Source organism: Mesorhizobium sp. ArgA1 (genome assembly GCF_053714375.1).
Window position 1 is genome coordinate 60,005 of record NZ_JBSKBQ010000018.1, and the last position, 12,355, is coordinate 72,359.

The 12,355-nt window shown below is 61.8% G+C and carries 7 protein-coding genes; 2 read left to right on the forward strand and 5 right to left on the reverse strand.

Features of this window, described 5'->3' with window-relative positions; translation table 11 throughout:
- Positions 1 to 54 precede the first annotated feature (54 nt).
- Positions 55 to 1,224, reverse strand: coding sequence for an epoxide hydrolase family protein (locus ACWGTI_RS27150; protein ID WP_454589967.1), 1,170 nt, complete (start codon positions 1,222 to 1,224; stop codon positions 55 to 57).
- Positions 1,225 to 1,596: 372 nt separating this feature from the next.
- Positions 1,597 to 2,541 carry a LysR family transcriptional regulator gene (locus tag ACWGTI_RS27155; protein ID WP_454589968.1) on the reverse strand — a complete coding sequence of 315 codons (945 nt, stop codon included), beginning with the start codon at positions 2,539 to 2,541 and terminating at the stop codon, positions 1,597 to 1,599.
- Positions 2,542 to 2,978: 437 nt separating this feature from the next.
- Here ACWGTI_RS27155 and ACWGTI_RS27160 point away from each other — a divergent pair, with 437 nt between their 5' ends.
- A complete protein-coding gene (locus ACWGTI_RS27160; protein ID WP_320308366.1) occupies positions 2,979 to 3,122 on the forward strand; it encodes a hypothetical protein in 144 nt (47 codons plus the stop codon).
- Between the two features lie 59 nt (positions 3,123 to 3,181).
- Entirely contained in the window at positions 3,182 to 3,970 is a 789-nt protein-coding gene (locus ACWGTI_RS27165) for an NAD(P)H-dependent oxidoreductase (protein ID WP_454589969.1), read from the forward strand.
- Positions 3,971 to 4,539: 569 nt separating this feature from the next.
- Here the strand turns inward: ACWGTI_RS27165 and ACWGTI_RS27170 are convergent.
- The 3 genes from ACWGTI_RS27170 to ACWGTI_RS27180 all read right to left on the reverse strand — a co-directional run.
- Positions 4,540 to 5,871, reverse strand: a complete 1,332-nt coding sequence (locus ACWGTI_RS27170; protein ID WP_454589970.1) for an HlyD family type I secretion periplasmic adaptor subunit — start codon at positions 5,869 to 5,871, stop codon at positions 4,540 to 4,542.
- The gene (locus tag ACWGTI_RS27175) at positions 5,868 to 7,562 is read right to left on the reverse strand and encodes a type I secretion system permease/ATPase (RefSeq protein WP_454589971.1); all 1,695 of its coding nucleotides are present in this window, start codon (positions 7,560 to 7,562) and stop codon (positions 5,868 to 5,870) included. Before ACWGTI_RS27175 ends, ACWGTI_RS27170 begins: the two co-directional genes overlap by 4 nt.
- A gap of 73 nt (positions 7,563 to 7,635) precedes the next feature.
- The coding region (locus ACWGTI_RS27180; RefSeq protein WP_454589972.1) for a beta strand repeat-containing protein at positions 7,636 to 12,355 on the reverse strand (4,720 nt) is incomplete at its 5' end.

Genomic DNA, 12,355 nt, shown 5'->3' on the forward strand with positions numbered 1-12,355 from the left:
CTTAGGACGTAGACTCATAAAGCGGACTGTCGGCTATCGCCCAATTGAAGACGTTCAGGTAGTCAATCCATGGTCCCGAAAGCAGCCAAAGCGCGCTCCCGAAACCGTCGCGATAAAGGCTCGCAGGTCGGCCAGCATCAGTTCCGGCTCTTCCAGCGCGGCGAAATGCCCGCCCTGCGGCATGTCGGTCCAATGCACGATGTTGTAGGTTTTCTCCGCGAACGAGCGCGGCGGCGGCAAGAACACCGGATCAGGAAAGGCCGCAACGCCGGTCGGCACCTGGATGCGGGTGCCGGCCGGAAGCATCAGCGACCCCTCAATCCGGCTGCCGTAGTAGATCCAGGTTGCAGTCACGAACGATGCCGGCGCGATGTAGAGCATGATGTTGGTGAGGAGTTCCTCCTCGGAAAACTTGCTCCATATGTCCGGGGCGCCATCGGCGGTTGTCGGAAGATCGGCCCACTTGCCGAACTTTTCGAGTATCCAGCCCGCCGCTCCGACCGGGCTGTCGGCCATCGCGACGCCAAGCGTCTGCGGACGGGTTTCCTGCTCGTGAAAGTAGGCCCTCTCCCAATCGGCAATCGCGGCCCGCTTGGCGGCGAAGGACTTCTCCTCGTCGGTCGTCGGAGCGGCATCCTCCGCACGCACGGTCATCATGTTAATATGGATGCCGAGCAGAGCGTCCGGTCGATCATGCGCTGCCCAGGCCGCGATGCCGTGGCCCCAATCGCCCCCTTGAACGAAATACCGCGCGTCGCCGAAGAGTTGGATCATCAGCCCATGCACGAGCGCAGCAGCCCGCCGCGGGCCGATCGGGCGCGTGATCGGGTTGGAGAACGCGAAGCCAGGAAGCGAGGGGACGACAACATCGTGCCCGTCCGCTGCGAGCGGCTCCAACAGCCGCTCGAACTCGAGATACGAGCCCGGCCAGCCGTGGAGAAGCAGGACGGGCGGCTTGGAGCCGTCGCCTTTCACATGAACGAAGTGGAGGTGCTCGCCTTCCACGTCGGCCGTGAAGTTGGGCAGCGCGTTGAGGCGGCGTTCGACCGCACGCCAGTCGTAGCTGTCCCGCCAATAACCGGCGAGTCGCTTGAGGTCATCAACCCCGACCCCCGCCGACCAGCCTCCCGCATCCGGCAGCTGGCTCCAGTCATAAGCCTCGACCTTGGCTCTGATCGTGGCGAGCCGTTCGTCAGGGATGTTTATTGTGTAGGGTGAAATCATGATTTTCGCCACTTAAGCTGGGATGCGGTTCGAGGAAGAGGGTGTCCACGACCGGACCACCAACCATCCGACAAAACGCTGGCTGCGTGAACGGCTGACCGATCACCAGCGTTGGCCATAACCGCGGTATCGAGCTGGTCCTTTCGTATCGCTGCCACATCCCTCGGCCTGACTCTCGCCTACGGGCGTCAGTTCCACCGCCGTTCGCTGTATCAAGCCTTCGTGTCGATGGCGCTATCACTGGCAGATCAAGCAGGCTTGCGCCAATCGCCATATTTAGAGAGTGACATCAATGGAACAGATACCAAGGCATGGTCGCCAATGGATTTCCGACGGTAGGCGAAGTCGAAGTGCGACATGAATAACGGCATCTCAAGCCGACCGCGTCGGCAGGGCTGCCCCAGACCCGCCTTTATCATGGTCCCCAACCAGACTTCCGATCAGGTTTCGGACCCAGCGGTGGCCCGCATGCCTATGACATCTCTCGTGCCAAATCAGGCTGACATTGAATTGCTCACCTAGCCAGGGCAGATCAACCATCATGAGTTTTTCTGATTGCCTAAGAAATAGGCGCCTTGGCACGAGTGCAACCAAATCACTATCTAAGACGATCTCCGGCAGGAGCAAAAAGGAGGCCGCTGACACGACGACGTTGCGTCGGTAACCAAGTGTAGCCAAAGCACTGTCCACTGGCGTTTCGAAGTCGCCGCCCCGCGGTGACACCACGACGTGTTCCAATTCGACATATTCGTCTATTGTCATACCCGATTTCAGCCGAGGATGACCGTGCCTTCCTATGAGGACATAACTTTCGTCGAATAAGTGACACGTCCGCAGGTGCGGGGCCGACCGCTCGGGAGTAGCGATAACAAGATCGACTTCTTTATTCCCCAATTGCTGCTCCACCAGCTCGGGCACCAGATGCCGTACGGCCACCCGTACTCCCGGCGCCGTCTGCCGGAGAGCCAAGACGAACGGCATCACCACTGCTGCCTGGATATAGTCAGAACAGCCGATCGATACGGTCAGCTCTGCCTTGCCGGGATCAAAGTCCTGATGAGAATGTAGCGCGTTGCGCACGTGATCCAGCGCGTCTCTCAGTTGCGGTGCAAGTTCGATTGCCTTGGCGGTCGGGATCATGCCTCGACGAGTCGGGAGCAGAAGCGGGTCGTCAAACAAATCCCGAAGTCGTGCCAGTTGCGCGCTTACAGCCGGCTGACTGAGGTGCAGTTGATCTGCCGCTTTCGTTACGTTTTGTTCGGCAAGCAGCACTTCGAGCGTCGCCAAGAGATTGAGGTCGATGCGACTGTCATTCACTGCGTCTATTCCTGGCCGCCGTTTAATCAATTCTATATATGATGATCGTGGCGCTGCCCGTCAACGGCTTGGCCGCCTAATGGGAAGCTGTCTGTGTTGGCGTCGGACCGCTGGCGCGAAAGCGATCGCTGCTGTTCTCACGATTGGTAGATAGCCGCCAAACTGCAGCGTGCGGAGCCGTGTCGCGCCGACGGGCCAATCGAACGCCACCGTGCAAGTGCTGCCAACGTGGCGATCAACAGCTAGGTATCCGCTATTTGGATATCACGGGTTAAGATAATCGATTTCACAAATCTCAATCAGATGCTCATGTTGAGGCTAGCCGGGCTTCCAATCCCGAGCCGGAGGCATCGAGTGATCTTAGTCATCATCCCATACCCGACTAGCTTAGCGCGCGCTTTGGCGCGAACTGCTGCAACAAAACAAGCATTCTGCTGGTGATCGAGGAGCCTCAACGCGCCATCAACAGCGTAAGTATCGAAATCGATGTCGGCATCATCGAGCCGAGCGCGCCCGCGCGGGCACGCAAATTCCTCGAAAACGTCTGTGTCACCAACGCGCAAGCCCTGGCGCGCAATTGATACCGATCGGGAACATCAATCAAGCGGACACAGCTCTCAACAACTATGGAGACCATCTCGTGAGAAGAAATATTCTCATCGTTTACGCGCACCCTGAGCCCACTTCGCTGACACGGCAGCTGGTCGATGTGACCGCTGAGACGTTGTCGGCGGCGGGGCACACCGTGGTCCATTCGGACCTCTACGGAATGAAGTGGAAGGCGGTGTACGACGCCGATGACTTTCCGATGCGCAACAACCCTGAACGGCTGTCGTTCATCATGGAGTCAGGCCATGCTTACGCAAGCGGGCATCAGACGCCCGATGTGATCGCCGAGCAGCAGAAGCTGCTCGAGGCCGATGCTGTGGTCCTGCAATTCCCGCTGTGGTGGTATGGCGTGCCCGCGATCCTGAAGGGCTGGATAGAGCGGGTCTATGCCTTCGGTTTTGCCTACGGCTATCAGAATGGCTCCAACGAGTTTCGCTTTGGCGACGGCATCCTCAAGGGCAAGCGAGCGCTGGTCAACGTGCAGGCAGGCGGCCCAGTGGCCGATTATGGCCCGCGGGGTATCAACGGGCCGATAGAGCAACTGTTGTTCCCGCTGACCCATGGCGCGCTGTTCTACCCCGGCATGGACGTGCTCCCGACGCACGCGGTCTATGGCGCGGGTCACGTTTCCACGGCGGAGGAAGTGGAGGCGATCAAGGCAGCATGGCGTGTGCGTCTTGCCGGGCTATTCACCGACAAGCCGATTCCCTTCCGTTCGCAAAACGGCGGCGACTTCCCCGATCGCCACGCCATGGCCGAACACGTTGCACCGGGCCAAAGCGGCCTCGCCGCGCACTTGGTCGATCTGGTCGACGCATAAAGAGCAACACCGATGTCGCCTGCATTGATCGCGCTTGCCGTCGCGGCCTTCGCCATCGGCACGACGGAATTCGTCATGATCTGGGCGCAGATCGAACCTGCGAGTTCAAAGAGAAGGAAATGTCCAGCCAAGCGGAAGTAAGAAACGGAGCGGCGCGGCAATTGAAAATCGCCGCCGAAGCTACGCTATCGCCGTCGTTTGTATCCCCTACTCCCACTCGATTGTTTTAAGCCCAGCCAGGCCATTGATCTAGCTGGGTTTTTTCTTGCTTGCCGCACCGAAAGCCGACCCGGGGCCCGTCAAAAACTTATGCTATTGATTTTAAAGGGAACTTTTGGGCGAAAAAATTTTCGAGGTTTCGTGAACTATCGAGATCAATCGGCCTTTCAACCTTCCCACTGCACCGGAACGTATGCTCCCACTCCTCTCAAAAAGTACCGTCAGGATGCCGAAGCCGGCCACAACTTAACGCGACGCAATTGGGCGGCTCGATAATCCCCGCAAAGGCAAACTTGTTCGCGATTCGCCGCATATCGTTCGCCCGCGCCTGCGAACCGTGTGCACTAAGGCTACCTCTGCCGGAAGGCGGTGTGCAACGAAGTGGTCAGCGGCCCGAGAATGTAGTCCAGCGCGGTACGCTCCTCGGTCACAATCATGACGGACGCCGGCATGCCGGGATAGAGCTGGATCTGCGGCGCCGCGGCGAGTTCTTCCGGGTCCACCACGATGTCGGCGACATAATAGGGGAATCCGCTCTTGGCGTCGGTGACACGGTCGGCCGAGATGCGGGCGACGTGACCGTGGATGATCGGCATCGAGCGCTGTTTGTAGGAGGTGAAGCGCACTTCCGCCGTCATATCGGCGCGCAGGTTGGAGATGTCCTCGACGCGCACCTGCGCCTGGACAATCAGCGAATTTTTGGTCGGCACGATATCGAGGATGGTCTGGCCGGGAGAAACGACCGCGCCGGTCGAGAAGACGGTGAGGTCCATCGCCTGGCCGTCATAGGGCGCGCGCACCTCGGCGCGATCGATGGCGGCCTGAGTGGCGAACATCTTCGGCACGAGGTCGGCGAGGTTCGACTGCGTCTCGATCAGCATGGAAGATAGTTTCGCGCGGCGCTCGTTGGTGAGCTGGGCAATCTGGCTTTCGAGCTCCGCCCTGCTCTGGCGGCCGCCGGCGATTTCGCCCAGAGTCTCGTCGATCAGGCCCTGCAGGTCCGAGGCCGAGCGGTCGAGCTCCAGGATGCGTGGGCGCGTGGTAAGCCCCGCCTTGAGCAGCTTGGTCAGGCTCGCCTTCTCGTCGACGGTCGATTTGAGCTGCGCCCGGTAGGAGTCGACGCGCGCCTGCTTGCCCTCGATCTGCTCCTCGAGCTCGGCGATCCGCTTCTGCAGGATCTGCGTGGCGCCGGCCATCGAGGCGCGCTGGCTCTCGAGGTCGGCGATCTGGTTCGCCATCGCATCCTTGAGATAGGCCTGGTGCTCGGCGGTTATGTCGTTAGGAAAAGCGACCGCCTCAGTGCCGTCGAGCTCGGCGCGGATGCGGGCGTCGGTCGCGCGCAGCAGCGCATATTGCTGCGAGTAGAGGTTGAACTCGGACCGCACGCGGGTGTCGTCGAGGACAACCAGGACATCGCCCGACCGCACCATGTCGCCGTCCTTGACCCTTATCTCCTTCACCGTGCCACCATCGAAATGCTGGACGCTCTTGCGGTTGCCCTCGACCTTGACCACGGCGTCGGCAAGCACGGCGCCGTTGAGCGGCGCGACCGCCGCCCAGCCGCCGAAGACGCCGAAGAAGGCAACGATGATCACCAGGCCGATCAAGACCGGCCCCCTGATCGAATCGGGATCGGCGCCGATATCAGCGCCAGACGGGCCGCGATAAGTGATGTCGGTCATTGGGTTGCCACCGCCATTGGTGCTGCGCGCTGGTTGAGCAGCGCCACAATCTCGTTGCGCATGCCGAAGGCCTCGACGGCGCCATCCCTGAGCAGCAGGATCTTGTCGACATTGGCCAAGGTGGAAGGCCGGTGCGAGACGATGATCACCGTGCTGCCGCGGCGCTTGAGCTCGAGCGCGCAATCGCTCAGCGCGCGGTCGCCGTCGGCGTCGAGATTGGAGCTCGGCTCGTCGAGCACGATGAGGTTCGGCGTGCCGAACACCGCACGGGCCAGCGCGATGCGCTGCCGATAGCCGCCAGACAGAACCGCGCCGCCCTCTCCGATCTGCGTCTCGTAGCCCTGAGGCAGGCGTATGATCATCTCATGCACGCCGGCGAGCCGCGCAGCCTCGATCACCTCGCGGTCGACATTGGTTTTGAAGCGGCCGATGTTGGCGGCGACTGTATCGGAAAACAGCTCGATGTCCTGCGGCAGGTAGCCGATATGGTCGCCGAGTGCCTCCCTGCCCCATTGCGTCATGTCGGCGCCGTCCAGCCTGACAGTGCCGCGGCTAGGTTGCATGATGCCGGCAAGATGGCGCGCAAGCGTGGATTTGCCGGCGCCCGAGGGACCGATGATGCCGAGCGCTTCACCGGGCTCGAGCCGGAAGGAGACATCGCGCAGCAGCGCCTTCTGCAAATTGGGAACGGCGAAGCTCACCTGCTCGACGGCGATCTTGCCGATCGGCTTCGGTAGGTTGAACGAGCGTTCTGCCGACGCGCTGCCATCGACCAGCTTCTCGACCCGCGCAAGCGCCGCCCGCGCCAAAATCAGGCTGCGCCAGAGACCGACGATCTGTTCGACCGGCTGCAGCCCCCTGCCCAGCAGCAGGCTCGCCGCAAACATGGCGCCGCCGCTGACCTGGCGCTCGATGACTAGCCACGCGCCGAGGCCGAGGATCAGCGACTGCATGGTGAGGCGCAGGAAGCGGATCAGCCCGGACATCAGGGCGGCGCGGTCGCTGGCCTGAGCCTGACGTTGCAGCGCCAGGCCGCGGTCGCGGCCCCAGCGGCGGACAAGCCCGTCGATCATGCCCATGGCGCGAACGACTTCCGCGTTCCTCAGACTCATCTCGGTGAAATTGTAGTTGGCGGTGGCGAGGTCGTTGGCCTGCTTCAGCGGCTTGCGCACCAGATATTCGTTGAGCACGGCCATGCCGATGAGGAGCAGCGAGGAGCCGAGCGCGAAGAAGCCTAGCCATGGATGCAGCAGGAAGATGATGCCGATATAGATCGGCGACCACGGCAGGTCGAACAGGGCATGAATGCCGCTGCCGGTGATGACCTGGCGGAACGTGTCGAAATCACGGATCGGCTGGCTTTGCGAAGAGCCCGGCGACGGCGTCTCGACAGACGCCGCCAGGATCTTGGCGGACAACAGCCGGTCCAGCCGCGCGCTGGCGCGGGTCAGGATCCAGGAGCGGACGAGGTCGAGACCGGCCAGCGCCAGGAAGGCCGCAAGAAGCACGATGGTCAGCATCACCAGCGTGGTCTCGCTGCCGCTGGTGACCACCCGGTCGTAGATCTGCAGCATGTAGAGCGGCGAGGCGAGGTAAAGCAGGTTGATCGCCAGGCTGAACAGCGCCGCGACCAGGAAATAGCGGCGGCAGGCCGCAAGCGCATCCTTCACAATTCGAGACTTGCCGTTCACTTCCAAACCCCCACCCGAAATCGTCAGGCCATTCACGTCAGTGAGCCGCCGCTGCCGGCGGCTCGCCATTGCTTCACATGAACTCACTCGCCCCGCTGCCGATGCCCGTCAGCGTGAACTCCACCGGATTGTAGGTGACGACGGCATGGCCTTCGCCATCATCGGCAAGCCTGAAGCCCTTCGCATCATAGGTGCCAAGCAGATGCAGCGTGGCACTGTGTGAGCCATCCGAGACGCTCAGGGTGCCGCCGCTGCCGTCCTGGCTCGCCTGATAGGCGACCGTCGTGCCGGCACCGAACGAGATGTCGTTAAGGTCCAGCTTGTCGTCATTGGTGATGCCGCCGATCCGCCCGCTGTAGTCGAAGGAATCGTCCAGCTCCAGCGTGCCGGCCGCATCATGGGCGAAGGTGACGTCCGTCGATGACGCGCCGCCGAACTCCAGCTTGGACAGGTTGCCGATCGTGGCGTCGCCCTCGCCGGTGACCGCACCGTGGATGACGATATTGCCGCCATTGGCCCACAGCATGCCGGAGTTTGCCACTCCGCCGGTCACCGTCAGACCGCCGGGGCCGGTTGCTTCCAGCGTCCCGGAGTTGATGACTGCGCTGCCGCCGGTATCGATGACGAGTGCATTCGAGCCGTAGGCAATGATGGTGCCCTGGTTGTCGAGGCCAAGCATGCCACCGCCCAGTTGGCCGGCGCCCGAAATCGTGTTGTCGACGTTGACTAGCGTCACGTCCGGCCCCGTGCCGGAAATGACATTGGCGTCACTGTCGGAGAGCAGGACCTGCCCGCCGCCCTGCAGCGTCACGCCATGCTGGATGATCTGCAGCAAGGTTTCGCGGCCGGTCGAGTCGAGCGCGATGATGCCCGAGTTGTTGATCGTGCCACTCAGCGGCAGCAGCGCACCGTCGCCGATCATCATGGTGCCCGGATTGTTCACCACCGGGGTCTGGTCGAAGACGAAATTGCCGTCCGCAAGCGCGCTCGAATGTATGCCGTCGAGCGTGATCGACTGGCCGTCGGCAAGCGTGATCACCGCATTGCCGTTGGCGTCGTCGGCCATATGCGCCTGGACGTCGGCAAAACTCGCCAGTCCGTTGTAGCCGATGAGGTCGATCTGGTCGGCTGCCGAATCGAAGCTATGCACGGTGTCGTTGCCGATCGGCTGCGAGAAAACGAAAAGATCGTTACCGCTGGACCCCGTCAATACGTCGTCGCCAGACCAGGCAAAGATCGGCGAACTCGGCGCATAGGCTTCGACATTGTCGGCAACAAACTTGGTTCCGATGGTGCCGTCTGCGTTGATCCAGCTCATTGCGACATCGAGCACCGCCGCTCCAGCGAAACCAGCCGGCGTGGTGACCGTCAACGACTGCACGTCGTTGCTCTGAACTGTCCACGTGCCGTCGCCGTTGTCGGTGCCCCCACTGATGCTCCAGCCCGCCGGGACGCCTGACACGACGACGACTATGGCATTGGCGGGGTCCCCCGAAGGGTCGGTCAACGCGAGATTGATCGGCTCTCCGGCAATGCCGGCGGGTTTGACGTGGGTGTTGGCGATCAAGGTGGCAAGGTTGGCCATCGTGATGCCGGAGAGATCGACAAGGATGTCGGTTGCAGAATTCGGAGTGGCGCCAACCTGCTCATAAATATAGGTGTGGGCCGTTCCGTTTATCGTCGCCGTAAATGCCACGGTTGCGCCGGCATTTCCAATATCGTTGTTCTGCAAATACTGGACTGCAGCGGCTACCCTCGACGTGTCGGTCGCACTCAGGCTCAACGCTGCGCTGAAGGAATTGGCGTCGTCAAAGGTGATGATACCATTCGAGATCGTATGCGACTTTATGGTTTGGCTGCCAATCGTCAGCGTCGAGTTGTTTCCATCAATGTTGGTGGCCGTTGCTGCTGTCGGTGTGCCTTGCAGATCGAGGAAATCGGTGGCAGCGACAAAATCGGTAACCACGTCATAGCCTGTGACTGTTCCTGCATTGCCACTACCGCCAACAATGGCCAACGATTGCCCGGAATTGATGATGAAAGTGTCGGCACCGCCGCCGCCTGTCAGGGTGTCGGCACCTCCACCGCCTGTGATTGTATCCGCTCCGGTGCCTGCTCCGCCATCGATCGTGTCATTGCCGGATCCGCCCGTCAGAGTGTCGTCACCGCCATTTCCAGAACTGCCTATGATGTTGAAGGCTCCGGTCGTGACCGCGCTCGCGTCTACGACGAGGTCCCCGTTTCCGGTGATACCCGATCCGTCAATCGTCAGCGTCCCGTTGTTTTGGAAAGTCGAAGTGAAGGTGAGGCTGTCAGTGTGATTTCCGCTGTTCGTGTCGGTCAGATTGAAGGTTTCAAAGTTCGTGAGAAGGGTGTTTCCTACGCCGTTACCGAATGTAAATGGTCCCAGGCCGCCGTCCGTGATGTTGAGCGTGTCGCTACCCGGTCCGCCGGTCAGCTTGTCGGTGAGATTTAAAGTCGCAGTCGTGCCATTTACGGTGTTTGTTCCCGACGAGTAGAGAACGGTATCCGTGCCCGTCGTCAGCGTGAACGGATTTGGGCTGTTCACGGAGTTCACAGTAATCGCAATCGTGTCCGTGTCGGTTAACGCTCCGGCGTCACTGGTTGCGATCTGGAGGGAAGCTGAGCCGCTGAAGCCCGATGTCGGCGCGAAGCTCAGACCGTTCAGCGCGGTGTTGATGGCAGCATCCGTGCCGCTGAAGGTCATCGTGCCGTCAGATGTGCCGTCGCCGACTGTGAACGACAGGCCAGAGGTGCCGTTGAGCGTGATGGCCCCGTTGGTTGCGGTCAGCGTCACCGTGTGGCTGCTATTGTCCACATCGGAGATGCTGATCGCGTTGCCGTTCGCCGTGCTGAACACCTCTGCTGTATTTGTAGTGGTTGTTTGTGTGCCCGGTACGCCGTTCACCGGTGCATCGTTGGCGCCGTTGATGGTGACGGTGAGCACGGCGGTGTCAGTCAGGCTCCCGTCGCTGACGGTGTAGTTGAAGGTGTCGGTCGTGGAGCCGCCTGCATTGAGCGCCTGCACCGCGGTATCACCCTCGTTGACGACATAGGTGTAGCTGCCGTCGCTGTTCAGCGTCAGCGTGCCATGCGCGCCGACGAGGCCGAGGCCGACCGAACCGGCCGTGCCAGCACCCTCGACGCCACCTGTGCGGATTCCGGTGACCGTCAGGCTGGCGCTGTCGACATCGGTGTCGTTGGTAAGCACGTTACCGGAGCCGTTGATGCCGCCCGAGCCGTTTGCAGTGCCGCCCTTTTCGGTTGCCGCACTCGCACCCGCGCTGAGGCTGGTGTCGTTCAGGGCGACCGGCGCGTCATTGGTGCCGAGGATGTTTACCGTCACCGTGGTCGGCGTGCCATCGGCACTGACGACATTGAAAGTATCGGTGTAGGTGGTGCCGGCGACAAACTCGTTATGAGCGGAGCTCGCCGTGTAGGTCCAAGCACCCGCCGCGTTGATGGCGAAGGTGCCATAGCTTCCAACGGTCCCGGCCTGGGCGACGAAGGTCTGCGGACTGTCGACGTCCGAGATGGTCAGTGTGCCGGAGGTCGAGATCGCCGCCGCTGTATTGCCTTCGGTCAGGTTCTTCACATCGGCCGAGAGCACGGCAGCGTCATTGGTGCCGAGGATGTTGACCGTCACCGTGGTCGGCGTGCCATCGGCACTGACGACATTGAAAGTATCGGTGTAGGTGGTGCCGGCGACAAACTCGTTATGAGCGGAGCTCGCCGTGTAGGTCCAGGCACCCGCCGCGTTGATGGCGAATGTGCCGTAAGCTCCCACGCTGCCGGCCTGGGCGACGAAGGTTTGCGGGCTGTCGACATCCGAGATGGTCAGCGTGCCCGAGGTCGAGATCGCCGCAGCAGTATTGCCTTCGGTCAGGTTCTTCACATCGGCCGACAGAACGGCGCCGTCATTGGTGCCATTGATGGTGACGGTAACGTCCTGGGTGGTGATGGCGCCCTTGTCGTCGGTCACCGTAACCGTGAAGGTCTCAGTGTGGCTCTCGCCCTGGGCGAGGTTCTGGTGATTGGCATTGTCGAGGGTATAGGTCCACTGGCCGGTCGCAACATCGACCGCGAAGGAGCCATAGGCGCCGGTGGCATTGCCCGAATAGGCCCGGGTGGCGCCGCTGTCGACGTCGGAGGCCTGCACCTGGCCGCTGGCGGTCAGCTGCGTGTCCTCGGTCACCGAGCCCGACTGCGGGGCGGAGATGATCACCGGGCCGTCATTGGTGCCGGTGATGGTGACGGTCACCATTTCGGTCGCCGTCGCGCCCTTGTTGTCGGTCACCGTGGCCGTGAAGCTCTGGGTGTCGCTGGCACCCTCGGCCAGGTGATCTGCAGCGCCCTGGTTCAGCGTGAACGTCCAGCTGCCCGAGGCACCGATCGCAAACGTGCCGTAGGTGCCTGTCGCCGAACCGCTCCAGGTCGCCGTCGCGCCATTGTCGACATCGGTCGACGACAATGTCCCGCTCACTGACGGCGTGCCGGCCACAACCGTGCCGTCGTCGAGATTGCCGGCCTCGACCACCGCGCCGGTGTTGCCGCCGGCGACAATCAGCGGCGCGTCATTGGTGCCGACGATGTCGATCGACACAATTTGGGTGGCAAGGCCGCCATGGCCGTCATCGACCTGGACGGTGAACGAATCCGACAGATGCTCGCCGACGGCAAGCGCATCGACGGCGCCGCTGTCGCTGACCGTATAGTGCCAGGTGCCGTCGGCATCGACGCTGGCCGTGCCGTGAGCGGCGGCGACGCTGACC